The organism is Vibrio sp. 1F255, assembly GCF_041439145.1.
In the GTDB taxonomy this organism is placed as follows: domain Bacteria; phylum Pseudomonadota; class Gammaproteobacteria; order Enterobacterales; family Vibrionaceae; genus Vibrio; species Vibrio crassostreae_C.
In genome coordinates, this window is record NZ_JBGONQ010000003.1 from 1 (window position 1) to 19,780 (window position 19,780).

The 19,780-nt window shown below is 44.3% G+C and carries 17 protein-coding genes; 12 read left to right on the forward strand and 5 right to left on the reverse strand.

Translation table 11 applies throughout. The features are described 5' to 3' along the window. Positions 1-86 precede the first annotated feature (86 nt). Positions 87-1,709 (reverse strand): methyl-accepting chemotaxis protein, encoded by a 1,623-nt coding sequence (locus ACED41_RS02760; protein ID WP_017065420.1) that lies wholly within the window; start codon positions 1,707-1,709, stop codon positions 87-89. A 501-nt stretch (positions 1,710-2,210) separates the two neighbouring features. On the opposite strand from ACED41_RS02760, the gene ACED41_RS02765 reads away from it, so the two are divergent. Both ACED41_RS02765 and ACED41_RS02770 read left to right on the forward strand, forming a co-directional pair. Continuing rightward, positions 2,211-2,408: a hypothetical protein gene (locus ACED41_RS02765; protein WP_048611631.1), complete on the forward strand. Its 198-nt coding sequence runs from the start codon at positions 2,211-2,213 to the stop codon at positions 2,406-2,408. 81 nt (positions 2,409-2,489) lie between these two features. Further along, entirely contained in the window at positions 2,490-3,632 is a 1,143-nt protein-coding gene (locus ACED41_RS02770) for an amino acid permease (protein ID WP_371724524.1), read from the forward strand. A gap of 119 nt (positions 3,633-3,751) precedes the next feature. On the opposite strand, the gene ACED41_RS02775 is transcribed toward ACED41_RS02770, so the two are convergent. The 3 genes from ACED41_RS02775 to ACED41_RS02785 all read right to left on the reverse strand — a co-directional run bounded on the left by ACED41_RS02775 (position 3,752) and on the right by ACED41_RS02785 (position 7,396). After that, complete coding sequence (locus ACED41_RS02775) at positions 3,752-5,113, reverse strand: L-serine ammonia-lyase (protein WP_017060420.1); 1,362 nt, start codon at positions 5,111-5,113, stop codon at positions 3,752-3,754. Between the two features lie 120 nt (positions 5,114-5,233). Further along, positions 5,234-6,487: an aromatic amino acid transport family protein gene (locus ACED41_RS02780; protein WP_102320452.1), complete on the reverse strand. Its 1,254-nt coding sequence runs from the start codon at positions 6,485-6,487 to the stop codon at positions 5,234-5,236. Positions 6,488-6,796: 309 nt separating this feature from the next. Beyond that, positions 6,797-7,396, reverse strand: a complete 600-nt coding sequence (locus tag ACED41_RS02785) for a CoA pyrophosphatase (protein WP_102333204.1) — start codon at positions 7,394-7,396, stop codon at positions 6,797-6,799. A gap of 303 nt (positions 7,397-7,699) precedes the next feature. Between ACED41_RS02785 and ACED41_RS02790 the strand changes: the two genes are divergently transcribed. Together ACED41_RS02790 and ACED41_RS02795 are read left to right on the forward strand one after the other, a co-directional pair. After that, on the forward strand, positions 7,700-8,242 hold the full coding sequence (locus tag ACED41_RS02790) for a heme NO-binding domain-containing protein (RefSeq protein WP_065584176.1): 543 nt from the start codon (positions 7,700-7,702) through the stop codon (positions 8,240-8,242). A 1-nt stretch (position 8,243) separates the two neighbouring features. Then, positions 8,244-9,962 carry an ATP-binding protein gene (locus tag ACED41_RS02795; RefSeq protein WP_371724425.1) on the forward strand — a complete coding sequence of 573 codons (1,719 nt, stop codon included), beginning with the start codon at positions 8,244-8,246 and terminating at the stop codon, positions 9,960-9,962. Positions 9,963-10,124: 162 nt separating this feature from the next. Here the strand turns inward: ACED41_RS02795 and pabB are convergent, their stop codons facing one another. Next, positions 10,125-11,504, reverse strand: a complete 1,380-nt coding sequence (gene pabB / locus ACED41_RS02800) for an aminodeoxychorismate synthase component I (protein WP_371724426.1) — start codon at positions 11,502-11,504, stop codon at positions 10,125-10,127. A 245-nt stretch (positions 11,505-11,749) separates the two neighbouring features. Here pabB and ACED41_RS02805 point away from each other — a divergent pair, with 245 nt between their 5' ends. The 8 genes from ACED41_RS02805 (at position 11,750) to ACED41_RS02840 (ending at position 19,671) form a co-directional block, all read left to right on the forward strand. Next, complete coding sequence (locus tag ACED41_RS02805) at positions 11,750-13,267, forward strand: fumarate hydratase (RefSeq protein ID WP_017068776.1); 1,518 nt, start codon at positions 11,750-11,752, stop codon at positions 13,265-13,267. Between the two features lie 164 nt (positions 13,268-13,431). Next, the gene (locus tag ACED41_RS02810) at positions 13,432-13,617 is read left to right on the forward strand and encodes a hypothetical protein (protein WP_004734731.1); all 186 of its coding nucleotides are present in this window, start codon (positions 13,432-13,434) and stop codon (positions 13,615-13,617) included. A 217-nt stretch (positions 13,618-13,834) separates the two neighbouring features. Then, positions 13,835-15,208, forward strand: coding sequence for a YcjX family protein (locus ACED41_RS02815; protein WP_371724427.1), 1,374 nt, complete (start codon positions 13,835-13,837; stop codon positions 15,206-15,208). A 14-nt stretch (positions 15,209-15,222) separates the two neighbouring features. After that, entirely contained in the window at positions 15,223-16,275 is a 1,053-nt protein-coding gene (locus tag ACED41_RS02820; protein ID WP_017065429.1) for a YcjF family protein, read from the forward strand. Positions 16,276-16,398: 123 nt separating this feature from the next. Continuing rightward, a complete protein-coding gene (gene tyrR / locus ACED41_RS02825; RefSeq protein WP_102428583.1) occupies positions 16,399-17,943 on the forward strand; it encodes a transcriptional regulator TyrR in 1,545 nt (514 codons plus the stop codon). 18 nt (positions 17,944-17,961) lie between these two features. Next, positions 17,962-18,549, forward strand: coding sequence for a ribosomal protein S5-alanine N-acetyltransferase (gene rimJ / locus ACED41_RS02830; protein ID WP_017065430.1), 588 nt, complete (start codon positions 17,962-17,964; stop codon positions 18,547-18,549). A gap of 164 nt (positions 18,550-18,713) precedes the next feature. Next, positions 18,714-19,187, forward strand: a complete 474-nt coding sequence (locus ACED41_RS02835; RefSeq protein WP_017060433.1) for a DUF2947 domain-containing protein — start codon at positions 18,714-18,716, stop codon at positions 19,185-19,187. Positions 19,188-19,455: 268 nt separating this feature from the next. Then, entirely contained in the window at positions 19,456-19,671 is a 216-nt protein-coding gene (locus tag ACED41_RS02840; RefSeq protein ID WP_102394306.1) for a hypothetical protein, read from the forward strand. The last annotated feature ends 109 nt before the right edge of the window (positions 19,672-19,780 follow it).

A 19,780-nucleotide genomic window follows, 5' to 3' on the forward strand; every position in this document is an offset into this window, starting at 1 on the left:
GACAGCTCTGAAGGATCCTTCAACCGATCGCTTTGGCTTTAACTGATCGGCATTAGCTCATTGTTGAGCGCTTTTTTGTTGGCGATCTATGACTTCTTCTTTGTACTCGACAAAGTAAACTGATTAATCAGCGATTCAAGATGATCAGATAGCTCTTCTAAGTCATTGCTGATGTTGCGAGTTTCAGCCGCGGATTGCGATGTGTTGTTGGCGTGAGAGGTGATGGTTTCAACCTTTTGTTGAACATCTTGAGTCGCTTGTGTGGTGGATTGCGTTTGCTGCTGAATATTCTGTGCGTGAGCCAGCACCTGTTTCATCTCTTCGACCACACCATTCATTTCAATTGAAAGTGCGTCGATATCGGTTGAGCTTTGATGGGCTTGTTCGCAAACGCGATCGGCAGAAGTCAGCGACTCTTCGCTGCCTTGCTGGAACTGATGAATGATTGACTCAATACTGCCTGTTGCTTCAGCGGTTCGTGATGCAAGATGGCGAACTTCATCAGCCACCACCGCAAACCCACGACCTTGTTCTCCCGCACGTGCCGCTTCAATTGCTGCATTCAAGGCCAGAAGATTGGTTTGGTCAGCAATGCCACGAATCACACTCAATATTGAAGAGACCTCTCCGGTTTGCTCATTGAGTGTCAGTATTTTGTGTTTCACTTCTTCTATGCTGCTAACGAGGTTTTTTATCTCACTGCTTGCTTCGTGTGCTTGGTTGGCACTCTTACACGCCACATCAGCGGTGTGATTGATAAGCTCTGAAGCTGTTAAAGTCGCTTGTTCTACATTGACTTGTTGCGCCTGTATTCCTTCGACATTGTGTTGCACTTCTGCGGTTTCGCTTTGCTGGTCGCTGGCGGCTTGCTCGGTAATTTGCGCGACACTAGTCAGTTGGTTGGCAGACGCATTTAACTTGTGCGAGGTGCTTTGTACCTTTTCTAAGCTGTCGGATACGGTTCCCATGAACGAGTTGATGGAGTTAGCCAGCGTGCCAATCTCATCCTTGCTTTGTTCCGGCAGGCGAGTGGATAGGTTTTTATCGTTGCTGACTTGGGTCATAAAGCGAGAAGTCTGTTGCAGCGGGCGCACGATAATCTTACGAATTAATCCCATCGTAAGGACAAATCCGGCAAACGAGATCACTGCCATAATGCCAATAGCAGCCATGGTTTGAGTGTTAATCAGCGAGTTAACATGGTTAAGGTTATATTCGAGACGAATCGCACCCAAGACTTCACCTTCTGGTGCCATATGACAGGCGACACAATTGGTTCCTCGGTAATCTTCACTCGACTTCATTGGCAGAGCAATCACCAAGCCTTTGCCCCAATCAGCAGAAAAAGGTTCGATAACGGTTTCGCCCGCTAGCGCTCGTTTATCAATATCGTCAACCGGTGTTTGGTTGTCATTACCTGGGCCATATAACTTGCTGACAGCGTCGGCGCGTAAAACACGAACGTCTTCAATGCCTTCTTGAGCCAGTGCTTTCTGACGAAGGGTCTCTTTTTGTGCCATGGTGCCGGTGAGCATCATCATATTGAGGCTATCGAAGTAGTTACTTGCTTTGTCGTGAAGCTGCTCACTTAACACTGAGTTTACAAGTTGCTTTTGTTGCGAATATTGGAAATAGGTCGATATTGCCAGCAAAAAGGTGAACACGATGGCGAGGGCCACTAGGATTTTAAAGGTGATTGTTGAGCGCATAAGGTGTTTGTTTTTATTAATTATAATGACGCAAATACTGTACTAGTAAGAATTCCTACCACCTATGGGGTATAACGAATTGTGTGACCACACTCCGGTTGTGGTTATGTTTCTGTGATGTAGCGAGTTTGTGTCGTGTCTGATGTTGAAATGGAACGCGCTTCAAGCTCCTCGCTGTTCTTAAAACAGACTGTTGTTTTGGGAAAATTGAAGTGCAGCATCGAGTTTTGATTGTGCTGATAATTAGAAAAGCCTAGGTTGTTAATTAGCTCGATGTATTTGTCCGCTTGTCTTTTATCAATAAAGACTATTGTTTTAGACGACTTAGTGGTCAATTTATATCCAAATGGTTGTTTTGTTCAATTTAATAGCAAAAATTGTGGTTATAGCGTTGTGTTTCGAGGCTCATTCGATAAGATGAAAAGACCTCTATGATAGAGGTAGGGCAGCAACGGATACGCTGCTTCAAATACTATGGAATGTGACTTATTGGACACATACATGAAATTCAAGATTACATCACCGATTATTGAACCTACGGAAGGTTCACCACATCAGTTAATGCTTACTCACGCTTCTCGTTTTACCTCTTTTAAGACAAGCTCCCCTTTGAACGCCCTGTTCGACAACGTCTCTGCACGCTTCTTTACCGCTTATCGCTCCTATTGTTATTCGTTTTATAACTTTATTTCTATCTGAACTCCTTTGTCATCCGCTCGATGAACGAAGACTCACATCTATAAAAACTAAACAAATAAGTTAAAAACAATGAATATTAAAATGATGGGTAGCTCCCTAATTATCGCTGGTACCGCTCTCGGTGCTGGTATGCTTGCGATCCCAATGGTATTAGCTCAATTCGGATTGCTTTACGGCACACTGCTTATGGTACTGATCTGTTTCGGTACGACTTACGCAGCATTACTACTTCTAGAAGCGACCATCAAAGCGGGTGGCGGTCTAGGATTAAACTCTATTGCCCGAAAAACCTTGGGTAAACAAGGTCAGTTGCTTACCAACGGCTTGCTATACGCGTTGTTGATTTGCCTATTAATGGCTTACATTCTGGGCGCAGGTGACTTGCTGAGTAAGTTACTGTCTAACTTTGGCGTCGAAATTACCGCGACTACCAGCCAAACCGTGTTTACCTTGCTTGCTGGCGCAGTAGTCGCAAGTGGTACTGGTGTGATTGATAAGCTCAATCGAGCATTGTTCTTCGTGATGCTTGCTAGTTTGTTTGCAACCATGGCCTTCTTAGCGCCGAGCATGACTCAAGAAAACTTGATGCAGGTAACCAGCCATGACCACGTTGACCTAATCAAAACCAGTGCCATCCTGTTTACGAGCTTTGGCTTTATGGTGGTGATTCCAACCTTGGTTTCTTACAACCACGAAGCGACAGACAAACAGCTGCGTAACATTGTGATCATCGGTTCTCTGATCCCATTAGTGTGTTACTTGTGTTGGTTGTTTGCGGTAGTGGGTAACTTGAGTGAAGAGCAATTCCGTAGCTTTGAGAACGTATCAGATTTGATGGCGGCGTTTGAGGCTCAGTCTCCTTGGGTGGGTAACGTCTTGTCTACCTTCACTGGCTTGGCGTTGTTGACTTCTTTCTTTGGCGTAGCAATGGCGTTGTTCAACCAGAACAAAGACATGTTCAACCAAAATACAGCGGTAACGTACTGCATTAGCTTTATCTTGCCGTTGGCGGGTTCATTGCTTGCTGCAGACAAGTTCCTACAAGTGCTGAATTACGCAGGCATCATCTTGGTGTTCCTAGCGGTGTTTGTTCCTCTGGTTATGGTTCACAAGCAGCGCTTCATGAAAGTTGCTGATGACCGATACCGAGCAGAAGGTGGCAGCGCAATGATGTTGTTCTCACTGCTGTTTGGTTGTTTCCTGCTTATCTCGCAAGTGATTTAACAAAACAATTTGGTCGGTTGAATCAATCAGTCACCAAGCTTTAGCTCCAAAAGCTTCAGATACAAAAAAGGAACGCCGCGGCGTTCCTTTTTTATTATCGGTTTATTAATTCAGAATGATTAACAAACAACCTTAACAGCCAAACCACCTTGAGATGTCTCACGGTATTTAGCGTTCATGTCTTTACCTGTTTCTAGCATTGTTTCGATAACTTTATCTAGAGAAACAGTAGGAGCAGAAGAGCGACGAAGCGCCATACGAGTCGAGTTGATTGCTTTAACTGCAGCAATACCGTTACGCTCGATACATGGTACTTGTACTTGGCCAGCAACTGGGTCACATGTTAGACCTAGGTTGTGCTCCATGCCGATTTCTGCAGCCATACATACTTGCTCAGGGCTACCACCCATAAGCTCAGCAAGACCAGCAGCAGCCATAGAGCATGCCACACCAACTTCACCCTGACAGCCAACTTCAGCACCAGAGATTGAAGCGTTACGCTTGTAAAGACCACCGATCGCGCCAGAAGCTGCGAAGTAACGGATGTAATCTTTCTCTGTCACTGTTTGGATGAACTTATCGTAGTAAGCCAATACAGCAGGGATGATGCCACATGCGCCGTTTGTTGGTGCCGTTACTACACGGCCGCCAGCTGCATTTTCTTCGTTTACTGCGAAAGCAAACATGTTTACCCAGTCAACAACCGACATTGGATCATTGGTTGTTTTTTCTGAAGTCATTAGCTGTTGGCGAAGTGCTGCTGCACGGCGAGGAACACGTAGTGGACCAGGCAGGATACCTTCAGTATTCATACCGCGATCCATACACTCACGCATAGTTTTCCAGATGTTAGCGAAGTAAGTGCGAGACTCTTCGTCTGAGTGGAACGCTGCTTGGTTTTTCATAACCAGTGTACTGATAGAAAGACCGCTTTCTTTGCACTGATTAACCAGCTCTTCAGCTGTTGTGAATTCGTAAGGTGCTTTGATTGGGTTTTCTTCTTCTTTGCCGAAGTTCTCTTCGTCAACGATGAAACCGCCGCCAATTGAGTAGTACGTTTTTGAGTATGCAACTTCGTCACCAACCCATGCATGAATGCTCATGCCGTTCTCGTGTAGAGAAAGGTTGCTAGTGTGGAAGTTCATACCGCCATCGCGTGGGAACGATACTGTATGACAGTGCATGCCAACAGGAAGGCGCTCAGTTTCTTCTACGCGAGCAATGAAGCCAGCAATAGAATCGATATCAACACGCTCAGGAGTATTGCCAGCAAGACCCATGATGATTGCGATATCTGTGTGGTGACCTTTCCCTGTCAGTGATAGTGATCCATATACGTCCACGGTGATTTTAGTGATGTCGCGCAATTTTCCCATTGAACGTAGGTCATCAATAAATTCTTTACCCGCTTTCATTGGTCCAACTGTGTGTGAGCTCGATGGACCAACACCGATTTTATAGATATCAAATACACTAATCATAGCGATTACCTCAAAAAGAGAGCCTCCCAAGGGGAGTAGGGAGGCTCATTTATTATCATTATATTTTTTGTCTAATCTCGTGATATAAGATGGATGCCATCTTATAAAAAGGGCTTGAGATTAAAGAGCGCCGTAGATTACAGAACTAATAGCCGCTAGACCACATAAAGCTGTAAAGATTTGTACAGGTGCTGAAGTTTTGTACTTAGCCATTGCTGGTACTTTTTGCATCGCGAATACAGGCATTAGGAACAGGATAGCTGCAATCATTGGAGCACCCATTGTTTCAATCATACCTAGGATACTTGGGTTAACTACCGCAACAATCCAAGTAGTAACAACGATGAACGCTAGAGATGCTTTTTCGATAGTGCTTACTGAAGAACCAGAGCGAGACTTGATTAGACCAACAAGACCTTCGTGAGCACCTAGGAAGTGACCGAAGTAGCTAGAAGTAATCGCTGCGAACGCTACTAGAGGACCCATGTAAGAGATAAGTGGAGACTCATGTACGTTAGCTAGGTAAGAAAGAACAGAGATGTTCTGTGCTTGCGCTGTTGCTAGTTGCTCTGGAGATAGAGAAAGCACTACAGAGAATACGAAGAACATTACAAAACCCATCAGCATCATTGCTGCGCCACCAGTGATCGCGTCAGTTTTCTTAACTGCGTCATCACCGTATACACGACGTTGCTCTTTAGAGAACTGTGAAATGATTGGGCTGTGGTTGAAAGAGAACACGATGATTGGAATAGCAAGCCAGATAATAGAAGGCATTGTTGACCATTCTGGGCTTACGTCCATCATTGAAGTGTTCCAATCAGGAACTAGGTAAAAAGATAGCGCTAGTAGGATGAATACTAGTGGGTAAACCATTGCTGAAGTTGCTTTAAGCATCAGCTCTTTACCGAATACAACACCTGCTGTCATAGCAAGGATAAGTGCACCAGAAAGAAGAGGACGTGGAATAGATTCCATACCCATTTGGTTTACTAGGAAAGAATCAACTGTGTTTGTGATACCAACACCGTAGATAAGAACGATCGGGTAGATAGCGAAGAAGTAAGCAAAAGTAATAATGTTTGCGCCAGTCTTACCGAAGTGCTCTTCAACTGTGTCTGTAATATCAGCTTCAGGGTTTTTAGCAGACAGTACGAAACGAGCTAGAGATTTGTGTGCGAACCAAGTCATTGGTGCCGCAATTAGAGCTAGGATAACTAATGGCCAAAAACCACCCGCACCAGCTTTGATTGGAAGGAATAGTACGCCAGCACCAACTGCTGTACCGAATAGTGATAAACACCAGGTAAAATCTTTATAGTTAAACTTGCTTGAATCTTTAACGGCATTTGCCGAAGAAGTTGTTGTGTTCATGTTAAATTACTCATTTTTTGGGAACAGGAAATAAGTCGGGGCTAATTCTGCAGAATTTTCTTCTGCAAAAAATAGATCTAAATCATGTAATGAAACGGCGTGTCACATGATATGCGAAAAACGGATTTTTGATCACGAAAATAGCGTGCCACAGGTGATTTATGTTTATGCTTGGTATTACTTTTATTTATGCGAAAGGCGGGGTTGTATAGATTTATACCAGGGAAACGTTTGCGTAAAATTGCATTAATAAATCTGTTCCATAGAAAGTCTGGATTTTGTTAACAGAGATTAAACAAAACGTAGTTGCTATGTGATTTGTTGCACTACATGTTGCTGCAGTGAATGGATGATTTGCGCCGTAACGCCCCAAATTAGGTGCTCTTGGAAGGGCATAGCAAAAACTCGATGCTTGATTTGTTTAAAGTTAACAGTGTGGCTGTGTAACTTGGCTTGGTCTAAAACATAGGTAGCGGGCACCTCAAAAATTGAGGCAACTTCGTTCTCATCGATGATGGCTTTATAGTCAGGATCGACCATGGCAACAATCGGCGTCACAGAAAATTTACTAATAGTACTCAATGCAGGTAATTGCCCAACAATTTTAACTTGATCCGATCGAATTCCCACCTCCTCATGGAGCTCTCTGAGTGCAGTGAATTGCATAGAAGGGTCAGAAAGTTCGTGTTTACCACCAGGAAAGCTGACTTGGCCGGGGTGATGCTTTAAATGAGCCGCTCTTTTAGTAAAAATGACATGTAAACCATCTTCTCTTTCAACTAAACCTACCACCACTGCCGCTTTACGTAATTGCTCGCCACTGATGTGCGAAACACGCTCTACTGACTCTGGGTGATAGCCAACGGTAGGGTTAAGTTGGAATTGCTGAAGGAAGTTTTCTTTATTCATATCAAGCCAATATATTGATTATTATGATTTTAATTATAGACATAACCGTGGGTTGATTACCAATATTGAGTTTTTCTTCATTCACTTTCCCTCTTTTAGTTATTAATTGGGCGTCATGAGGGGCTGTTTACCGATGAATCTCCTCAAAATGACGATTTTTGCTATATTCAATATGTGCATACAGGCGAGTAAGCGTTACCCATGTCATAAAATTGGGTGACGAAACGTAGATTTTTTGTTTAAGAATTTGATAACAATAACTTAGTGGACCATTCTAAAAAGAAATAGAAGAAAAGGTATGAGATGAAAGGAATCATATTCACCGAATTTTTAGAGCTTGTTGAAGACAAGTTTGGGCTAGAGCTTTTGGAAGAAGTTCTAGAAATGTCAGAAGATGAAGGGATCTATACGTCGGTCGGCAGTTACGACCACAAAGACCTTGTCAGGTTGATTATCAACTTGAGTAAGAAAACCGATATTGATGCGGCAAGCTTGCAACGCGTGTTTGGGCAGTCTGTATTTAAGAACTTACTGGCCTCATTACCGAATAAAGCGAGCCTTGCTCACAGCAATACCACCTTTCAATTTATTCAGCACGTAGAGCGTTACATTCATGTTGAAGTGAAGAAGCTCTATCCAGATGCTGAGCCACCTGAATTCAGTTTTATCACCACGAACGAAGCACAACTTGTTTTTGACTACAAAAGCGCAAGGTGTATGTCTCATGTTTGCTTAGGGCTTATTGAAGGATGTGCTGAATACCACGGTGAATCTATCGCGGTGGAGATGACGCCACAAAATGATGACCAAAGCGTGGTTAGGTTTAATCTCAAAGTAGAAAAGTAATATGGATCTGGCATCTGCCCTAGAGAAGAAGCTTAAGCGTCAAATCGCGGCAAGGAAAGCGGCTGAAGGATTGTTGGAACAGAAGAGCCTCGAACTGTTCGAGGCTAACCAACAACTTGAGCTTGCTTTGCGTCAGTTAGAAAAGCGCTCCAACGCGAATATACGCCGCATTGAATTCCAAGAACAAATCGACAACCTGTTGATTGATTTTGGGCGCGCGTTTCTAAGAAATGATCTCGATGATGTCATGTTATCTGAACTAACGACCAACGTGACTAACAGTTACTTAATCGAAGCCAGTCGTTTGATTCTACCTCCCAAGCTCATCCCTCAGTTACAGACCTATGATTATGGCGATGAGACTGTCGAGGTGTTAGAGCAAGACATTCAAGAACCTCATTGGCAAGACAACCTACTGACCGTGCCCTTAGAGGTTGAAAAAGTCATAGTTGGTGCGTTAATCGTCAGAGTCAGATTGTTAGACCAAGACTACGAGTTTATCCAAAGCCAACTGTTGTTGGTCACGGACCTTATCTGCAGTGCCTTAACCCATCAACTAGCAATCAACCGAAATATTGAATCACGTAAACGAGCGGAAGAGTCCGAAAGGGCAACTCGTGATTTTGTGGCGATGATTAACCATGAGTTAAGAACTCCACTTAATGGCTTACTAGGCAGTGCCGAGTTGATCAGTGATACCGAACTGAATAGCTCTCAGCGTGAGATAGTGAACAACCTGAGCCAATCTGGAGAGTTTCTCCGAACCATCATTAATGATCTATTGGATTACAGCAAAATCAATGCAGGGATGTTGGAGCTTATTCCAAAGAAATTTGCCCTACGTGATTTGAGAAACACGATTGAAAGTATCTTCGTCAATCGCGCGATTGAGAAGCAGATCGAATTTAATATCAGTGTCGCATCTAACGTACCTTCTCATTTCCAAGGCGATTTAGAACGTATCACGCAACTGTTTGTAAACTTAATCGGTAATGCGATCAAATTTACAGAAGAGGGGCACGTCAATGTCGATATTGAGTGGGAGAAAAACCAGTTTGTATTCTCAGTGGAAGATACTGGGGTAGGCATTGCCGAATCTGCACATAAGACGCTGTTTGAACCTTTCACACAAGCTGACAACTCAAGTAGCCGAAATTATGAGGGCACTGGGCTTGGCTTAGCGATTTGTCGCAAGCTGGTGGCTTTGATGAATGGCGTGATTGGGGTGACCAGTGTTGTTGGCTCAGGCACTACGTTTACCATCTCGATTCCTCTTCAGGTTGTCGATGTACCAGCAGAGAGTGATAGTGTCGCCAGAGGCTTTGAATCTGAAGTCGAATTGTCACTGCTTAAAGTGCTGGTGGTTGATGATATTAAGATGAACCAGATCATCATCCAACAAATGTTACGTAAACATGAGATTGAACCTGCTACCGCGAGCAATGGTGTAGAAGCTTTTGAGCTTGCTTCAGATAATGAATACGACATTGTTTTCATGGATTGCAGAATGCCCGTCATGGACGGGTTTGAAGCAACAGAGAAGCTAAGAGAGAAGGGTTACGTTAAATCTATTGTGGCACTGACCGCCGGAACGACATTGGAAGAACGCGAACGTTGTATTCAGTGTGGAATGGATGACATTTTGAGTAAGCCTTACACCGCCAACGATCTGAAAGAGATGCTCAAGAAGTGGGGTGTCTCAGCGGTGAAGGTCGCTTAAACACGCGAATAAAGCGTTGTGAGTTATGTACTCTAACTTACAGACTAAAAAACCGAAGTGATCTTACGATCCTTCGGTTTCTTTTTATATCGAACTTTTGCTAGCCGTTAAGCTACGGAACTCGTCATTAAGTCGCGGAACTCGCAGTTAATGACACTAGGTTTAGCAATCTTCAAGTACCGGTAGAATTCGACTCAGCTTATCCAGTGTTTCTTGGTATTCAGAAGCACAATCACTATCAAATACCACACCACCGCCAGCCCAAGCATAAAGCGTGTTGTTCTCGGCGACTAATGTACGAATGGTAATACTGGTATCCATTCTGCCATTTCGGCTGATGTAGCCAATACTGCCGCAGTACGCTGAACGTCGATGCGGTTCTAACTCTTCAATGATCTGCATCGCGCGAACTTTTGGTGCGCCAGTAATCGAGCCTCCAGGGAAACAGGCTCTCAGAAGGTCAGTTGCAGAGTATTGGTCATCAAGGTCCGCTCGTATCGTGCTCACTAAGTGGTGCACGGCAGGGAAGCTTTCAATATCGAAGAGCTTTGGTACATGCACTGTGCCCGGTTTTGCTACTCGGCCAATGTCATTACGAAGTAGGTCGACGATCATCAAGTTTTCCGCCTGATCTTTATCGGCGCTTGCTAGGTCTTGCGCGTTGGCATTATCAATCATCGGGTCCTCAGAACGAGGTCGTGTGCCTTTGATTGGCTTGGTTTCAATGACGTTGTCTTTGAGTTCTAAGAAACGCTCTGGCGAAACACTGATGATTGCGCAGTCGGTCAAACGGATGAAGCCAGAAAAGGGTGCCGAGTTGTCTTGTTCCAATTTGTCATAGGCTAGCCATTCACTGCCTTGGTACTGGGCATTGAAACGCTGAGCCAAGTTAATCTGATAGCAATCGCCGGATAACAGGTACTCTTGAACACTATCGAATTTCGTTGCGTAGTTCTGTTCGCTCATATTGGATTGCCACGGTGTGGTTAACCCAAAGGGCGCATGTGATAGGTGTGATTGAGCCATCTGCTGCATTAGCCAATCATGATGTTCATCGATATTGCTACCGACAATACACGCCGTTTTCAATTGGTGGTCAACGATAACAGCCCATTCATACAAGCCAACTGCCATGTCAGGTGCTTCAATATCACGCTTTGCGAGTGATGGAAGTGTCTCGACTCTGCGCCCTAAATCATAGCTAAAATAGCCTAAAGCGCCGCCAACGAATGGCAACTGAGTGTGCTCTTTAGTCGCAGGCAATAACTGTTGCTGATATTGGTCGAGTAGTTCGAAAGGATCGGAGTCTGAAACCTCGCACTCTTCATTAACATTAACGGTCGTTTTTGCACCGACTGTCTCAAAGGTGGCGATGGGTTGAGCAACTAAAATATCGTATCGACTATCAACGTGGCTTTCTGAAGCTGAGCGTAATAGCATTGCCCACGGTAGGTTTTCAATATGGGAAAACAGCTGTTTAGCTAAAGTTGATTGATATTCAAGCGGCTTGATTTGGATAGAGCGAAATTCGTTGTTATTCATTTGTTTAATTTGTGACAAAGAGTTCGATCACTGCATGGCGTGTGAGAGGAAGCAAGAGTATCATAAATTGAAAATAAAATGGGTTCTTGATTAGAACGGTGTAATACAAGTGGTTTAGTTTACAGCTATGCAAGCGATTGCTAAAGCAACTAAATACAGCTCAACACAATAAAAAGCTAAGCCAATTAGGCCTGAACAGTCAAACCATGAACCCACATGGAACCAGAACAATAAAGAGGCATGCAATGACGGTTATTCGTAAGCAAGATGTGATCAGCAGTGTCGCTGACGCACTTCAGTACATTTCTTATTATCACCCTTTAGACTTTGTCCAAGCCCTAGAAAAAGCGTATGAGAAAGAAGAGAGCCAAGCAGCAAAAGATGCTATCGCTCAGATTCTGATTAACTCGCGCATGTCTGCGGAAGGCCATCGTCCAATTTGTCAGGATACGGGTATTGTTACTTGTTTTGTGAACATCGGTATGGATGTTAGGTGGGAAACGGATCAAACAGTACAACAGATGGTTGATGAAGGCGTTCGTCAAGCTTACAACAATCCAGATAACCCATTGCGTGCATCTGTCCTAATGGACCCTGCAGGTAAGCGTATTAATACCAAAGACAACACACCAGCGGTTGTTCACATTAATATGGTTCCAGGCAACAAAGTTGAAATTCAAATCGCGGCAAAAGGCGGCGGTTCTGAGAACAAAACCAAGATGGTTATGCTGAACCCTTCTGATGATATTGCAGAATGGGTAGAGAAGACGCTGCCAACAATGGGTGCAGGCTGGTGTCCACCGGGTATGCTAGGTATAGGCATCGGCGGTACGGCTGAGAAAGCAGCTGTGCTAGCGAAAGAATCTTTGATGGAACACATCGATATTCAAGAGCTTATCGAGAAAGGTCCTGAGAACGCAGAAGAAGAGCTTCGTTTAGACATCTTCAACCGTGTAAACAAGCTTGGCATTGGTGCACAAGGTCTTGGCGGTCTCACTACTGTGGTTGATGTAAAAATCAAAACAGCACCAACTCATGCTGCTTCTAAGCCTGTATGTTTGATCCCGAACTGTGCAGCAACGCGTCACGTTCACTTCACACTAGATGGCAGCGGCCCAGCAGAGCTAACGCCACCTAAGTTAGAAGAGTGGCCAGACATCACTTGGGAAGCGGGCGCAAATACACGTCGTGTTAACCTTGATGAAGTGACTAAAGAAGACGTACAAGAGTGGAAGACCGGCGAAACGGTTCTTCTGTCAGGTAAGATCTTAACCGGTCGTGATGCTGCTCATAAACGTATTCAAGGCATGCTAGAAAGCGGCGAAGGCTTACCAGCCGGCGTTGATTTCAAAGGCAAGTTCATTTACTACGTGGGTCCTGTTGATGCTGTAGGTGATGAAGCGGTAGGTCCTGCGGGCCCAACAACTTCAACACGTATGGATAAGTTCACTGACATGATGCTGAACGAAACTGGCATTATGGGCATGATCGGTAAAGCGGAACGTGGCCCTGCAACGGTTGAATCAATCAAAGAGCACAAAGCGGTTTACCTAATGGCGGTTGGTGGTGCAGCTTATTTAGTCGCAAAAGCAATTAAAAAAGCACGCGTTGTTGCGTTTGAAGATCTCGGTATGGAAGCGATTTACGAGTTTGAAGTTGAAGATATGCCTGTAACGGTAGCGGTTGACTCTAACGGCGTGAACGCACACCAGATCGGCCCTGACACGTGGAAAGTGAAGATTGCTGAAGCTGAGAAAGCGTAATTAATCGACGCCAAAAAATCGTAATTGTCGCTAACTTCAGCGTTTGAATTGCAATTTTTGACAGAAAGTTAAAGACAAAAGTGCAGCATTATCTGCACTTTTGTCTTATTATCAATGATATAGTGATAAACACATAGTTTGATATAAGAACATAGGAGAGAGGAATGCCTCGTTTTATTCAGATCCTACAGATTATCTTGGCAGTGGTGATTGGTGCTTTTGTTGGCTACGACCTGATCTTGAAAGGGATCAGTATCTTTGATAATAAATACGTGACGATTACATGTGCGCTTTGGCTAATTGCAGAGATTGCGCTGTTTGTTATCTACAAGTTGATTGAAGACGATTAAACGTCGGATATCGTGCAAAAATTCTAAAGCCCCTGATTATGAATGTAGTCAGGGGCTTTTATTCATCTAGCATTAAGAATGTGTATTGCATACTCATCAACATCAACATCAACATCAACATAAGCAAAAGCATACAAACTATCCCAATTGGGAAAGAACATAGGCTTGCCTCTCTATTATCATAACCAGCTAGCCTAACTATCACGGAGTCGTTCAAATGAAACACCTAACTCAAGAAATGAGTGACTTTATAAGCAGAGGAACGGATTCTCATATTCGAGTAGCGGTCACGGGTCTTTCTCGTGCGGGTAAGACAGCATTCATAACTTCGCTGGTTAATCAGCTTCTTCACACGTCTACCCATAAAAACCTGCCACTGCTTGCATCGGCGAGAGATGGAAGAATTATTGGCGCAAAGCGCATCCCGCAACACAACATGATGATTCCACGCTTCTCTTATGATGAAGCGATGGAGTCGTTGAATGCACAGCCACCAGAATGGCCGGTACCAACGCGTGATGTCAGTGAGATTCGTTTAGCCATCAAATATAAGCCTGCGAAGGGCGCAAAGAAGCTACTGAGTAAAAACAGCACCCTTTATCTCGATATTGTCGATTATCCAGGTGAATGGTTGCTTGATTTGCCGTTACTGGATATGAACTTCGATACCTGGAGCCAATCTCAGTTTGCCGCATTGAAAGGCGACAGAGAAACTTACTCGCAACAGTGGAACGCCATGCGTGGTGATATCGATTTGCTAGCAGAAGCGGACGAAAAGAAACTGGTCGCGATTGCCGATAGCTACACTCAGTACCTTCATACTTGTAAAAGTAACGGGCTGCATTGGGTTCAACCGGGTCGATTCGTATTACCTGGTGAGCTTGAAGGCGCGCCTGTGCTGCAATTCTTCCCGTGTCTCGCACCTGAGGGTAAGTTCTCAAAAACAAGTAACTATGCGGTACTTAAAGCGCGTTATGAAGAGTATCAACAGAAGGTCGTCAAAGCGTTCTACAAGAATCACTTCGCGACGTTCGACAGACAAATCGTGCTAGTGGATTGCTTACAGCCACTTAATGCGGGCTATGACTCTTTCATGGACATGCGTGGCGCGTTAGAACAGTTACTTAAGAGCTTTAAGTACGGTCGAAGCAATATCTTAAGACGTTTATTCGCGCCGAAGATCGACAAGATCTTGTTTGCAGCCACAAAAGCTGACCACGTGACACCGGATCAACATCCGAACTTGGTGTCACTGTTACAACAGATGGTGCATCCAGCTTGGCAGCAGGCGGCGTTTGAACACATCGACATGAGTTGTATGAGTATCGCGTCTATTCAAGCGACCAGCGCGGGTTATATCTCGTCTGGCTCAGACAATGTTCCGGCGTTGCAAGGTGTGACTTTGGATAATGTCCCTCAAACCATGTATCCGGGAGAGGTGCCGCGTAAGTTGCCCAACAAACAGTATTGGGAAACCAACCAGTTTGATTTCACGAGCTTTAGACCGATGGAGCAACATTCCGATGAGCCTTGCCAACATCTAAGAGTCGACAAGGTTTTAGAGTATCTCATTGGCGACAAGTTGAAGTAATTGAGGCAATTAAAATGAGTGAATTAAAAACAAAGCAGGTCTTTAATGAACCGTTGAAGACCTCTTTTGATGAGCAAGACAAGACCGACGTTGGCCCGGATTTAGGTGCTCAACAACTGTTCACAGAGCAAGAGAAATTTGTCCCTGTCGCACCGCAAGTGGAAGCCGAACTTGATGGTGAAGCTGAGCAGCAATTGGAACAAGTGATTCGACCGAGCAAAAAGAAGAAGTGGTTTGGAACGGGTTTATTGGTCGCTTTTTCTGGCCTAGTTGGATGGCAAGCAATTGATTCGGTCATTACCGCAATTCAAACTGCTGATTGGCTTGCGTTAGGTTGGGCAGGCTTTATTGCTGCCATTGCTTCATTGGGTTTAGGCGCAATAGGCAAAGAGCTGTGGAAACTGCGTTCACTTAAAGATCACTTTAGTGTGCAAGAGCAGAGTGAAGAGCTACTCCAAAGTCAAAGTGTCGGCAAGGGCAAAGCGTTCTGTGAAAACATCGCCAAGCAAGGCGGCATTATCGCTGAGTCTCCTTCGTACGATAAGTGGCGAAACAGCATTAACCCTGCACACAGTGATGCAGAAGTGTTGGATATGTACGATGCGTTAGTCGTGAGTCAACAAGACAAAGTAGCGACTCAAATCGTCACTAAGTTTTCGACCGAATCGGCGGCTTTGGTCGCGGTGAGTCCATTGGCGGCGGCTGATATGTTGTTGGTGGCTTGGCGAAATTTCACCATGATAGACAAGCTTGCTGATGTGTATGGCATTGAGCTTGGCTACTGGTCTCGCATTAAGCTATTTAAACTGGTGTTAATCAACATGGCCGCTGCAGGAGCAAGTGAGCTCGCGATTGATGCAAGTATGGATCTCGTCTCGATGGATCTTGCAGGCAAAGTCTCAGCTCGAGCAGGGCAGGGGCTAGGTGTCGGTATCCTTACTGCAAGACTGGGCTTAAAAGCCATGACATTGCTGCGTCCTATGCCTTGGCATAACGAACGAAAAGTAAAACTGGCAGACCTCCGCAAAGCCGTCCTTTCTGAAATAAAGCGTATCACTCTTAAATAAAGCATTTGAAGCTCAATAGTTTGAGAAGAAGAGTAAACATATGTTTACTCTTCTTCTTGACTGAACTCAGAGCTTAATCCACACTACTGTCAACTTATCCTGACACCTATAATAGGACTATTTGTGCGTCTTGAAGTATTGTGTGAAGACAGACTCGGCTTAACGCGTGAGTTGCTCGATATCTTGGCCTCAAAAAGCATTGATTTAAGAGGAATCGAAATTGATGTTAAAGGTATTATTTATCTAAACTGCCCTGATATTGATTTTGATGCTTTTAGTGAACTTATGGCTGAAATTCGCCGAATTTCAGGTGTGAAGGATGTACGTAAAATCCAATTTATGCCAAGCGAAAGGCATAACACAGAGCTGATTGCTCTGCTGGCAAACCTACCTGATCCTGTGATTGCGATTGACCTTAAAGGCTCAGTCGATATGGCTAACCACGCCGCATTGAGCCTCTTCAACAAACAAGAAGATGAAGTCATCGGTGAACCGCTCGCGACGTTTGTTCCTAGTTTTAACTTTGCTCGTTGGATCGAAGGCGATGTAACGCGCCATCGTGAAGTTGTCGTGTTAGATGGCTTAGATTTCTCTATTGAGATCCTGCCGATTTACCTTGGTGGTGATGTCAACGAAGCGGTACTGGCAAGCGCAGTAATGACGATTCGTTCTTGTAATCAAGAGATGAACTCGCCAGATTCAATCCCAGAACAGAACAACCTGGGTTTTGAACACTTTGTTGGTGTCTCTAATCGCCATAAAGCCTTGATCAGCCAAGCTAGGAAATTGGCTATGCTGGATCAGCCTCTATTAATTGAAGGCGATACAGGTACGGGTAAAGAGATGCTGGCGAAAGCGTGTCATAACCGTTCAAATCGATCGTCTTTCCCATTCTTGATTCTAAGCTGTGCATCGATGCCTGATGACGTAGCGGAAACGGAATTGTTTGGTCATGCGCCGGGTTCATTCAACCATGAGCAAGGTCATAAAGGTATTTTCGAACAAGCGAATGGCGGTACGGTATTTTTAGATGAAATTGGCGAGATGAGCCCGCATCTTCAAATCAAGCTGCTGCGTTTCCTACAAGATGGTTCATTCCGTCGTGTTGGTGAAGAAGAAGAGATGCACGCGGATGTTCGTATTATTGCATCAACGCGCCACCGTCTTTCTGAATTAGCCGACTCGGGTTCGTTCCGTGAAGATTTGTTCTACCGCTTGAATGTACTGACTCTGTCTATTCCAGCATTGCGTGAACGCTCAAACGACGTAGCGCCACTGTTGGAACTGTTCGTTGCAAAGTACGCGCAGCAGTTAGGTATGTTAAAACCAAAACTGACTCAAGAGTTAGTCGACCAGCTTGGTAATTACCAATGGCCGGGCAACATTCGTCAGTTAGACAACATGGTTCTACGCGCACTAACAGAGTTGGATTCAGACACGCTAACGGTTGAGCAATTCCACTTGCCACAGCTTGAAACAATGACGGCTGGAATGGCGAACCTGAGCTTAGACGGCTCGCTCGATGAGATCATGAAAGACTATGAATCTCAGATTCTAGAGAAGCTTTATCAGTCTTTCCCATCAAGCCGTAAGCTAGCAAAACGTTTGAATGTTTCTCATACCTCAATTGCGAATAAGCTTCGTGATTACGGTATCAGAAAGAACTGATCGAATAAGAACAAGATTATGGAAGATTTGAGTACACCAGAGCGCATTTATAAGCATGATGGTAATCTGATTCTACGCACGGCTGAAATCGATGATGCTGGCATGATCAGCGAGTACTTTCAGGTTAACAGAGAGTATCTGAAACCTTGGGAACCGATTCGCGAAGACGCGTTCTTTGATAGAGCGAGTTGGGCGCAGCGACTGATCAAGTTAAACGAGCTTCATAAAATGGGGCTAGGCTATTACTGTTTACTGATTAACGCTGACTCTAATGAAATGTTAGGCACCATATCGTTCAGTAATTTGTCTCGTTTCCCGTTCTACGCTTGTAATGTCGGTTACTCATTGGCGCAAAGTGCACAGGGCCACGGTTACATGCGCAGAGGTTTGAACATGGCCAAAGACTACATGTTTGATGTGCAGAACATGCACCGCTTAATGGCGGGCTACATGCCTCACAACGAACGCAGTGCTGGCGTATTAGAACATCTTGGTTTTGTCCGAGAAGGTTTTGCTAAAGACTACCTACAGATTAACGGTAAATGGGAAGACCATATACTGACAGCATTAGTTAACCCAAATTGGGAAGATAGACGCGTTATTTAGCGGCAATATTGCTAAGACGTAGTACTAGTTAAAGGCAAATAGCTTTTAAACGTAAACAAAATTTAGACGCAGCGTATATCAAGCTTTGCTAATCGCCGCTGCATCAAAAAGAACAGATAGGCATGGTAAATCCATCAGCCTGAGCAGATATTTGAGGAATTTTGATGTCATACACAACTTTGGACGAATACCAAAGAAAATGGATTTTCACACACCAGTCAATGCCGCTTCCGGCAGAGGACTTGGAAAAGATTAAGCCAATGACACAGGCGAGAGCATCTCAGTTCTGGAAAGAGAACGTGAGCCCTCAAAGCCCAGACGCAGAACGACTGAGCTCGCAAGACTGGCCAAGCAAAGCATCGAACTGGAATGAAGAGATCAGTTGGATGGCGCATTGGGAAGCGGATGAGCCTGAAATGCCAGAAGAGATTCTTAACTTTATTGATTGGCAAGATGACGTAACTGTTTATTTTTGTTACGAAAAGTACAATGTTCTTGAAACCAAATGGGCGATTTTCAAGAAGCATTGGAAGAACTTCTTGTTCTACGATGATGGCCCGATTCTAATCGGTCGTCGTCGTTCAGAAGCCCTTTGGTTTGCTACCAATGGCAAGGTGAAAATTGGTAACCGTGCTTAACCTCGGTGTGATTTAATCGAGCTAGTGCTGGTAATCCGAGCAACAGATAGATAAACAAAAAGCGAGCATTGAGCTCGCTTTTTTTGTGCCTAATGATCTTCGAAGATCATGGAGAAGTGCCCACTATTTGAGTGCTGACAAAGGTGACCATTTTCACTCGTTCAAAGTGGGTAAATTACGAAATTGAGATCGCTATCTCATTGGGTTAGTTGAAGTTTTATGGGGTTGAGCTATCTTTATATTACTGCCTTAGTGGAGGTGAAGTATTATGATTTGGGATACTCTCGAACGTGTAAATAAACTTCGCAAGGAAGCAATGGAGGATCCAGAGTTTTTGGATTCAGCAAAAATGCATGAGGAATGGCTTTTAAGCGAAACTCATAATCAATTGAACAAAGGAGCGAAAGAGAAGAAACCGAAAAAACTATCTGACATTTATGAAAATACAGATTTTCCTATCAACCCAACTGGAACCAAACATTAACAATGATGAACTGCAACACGGCTAAGGCTCTTAACCAAAAAGCTATAAGTCGATTACACATACCAGCCTTAAGCCACCAATAAAAAAGCCACTTTCAACGAATCGAAAG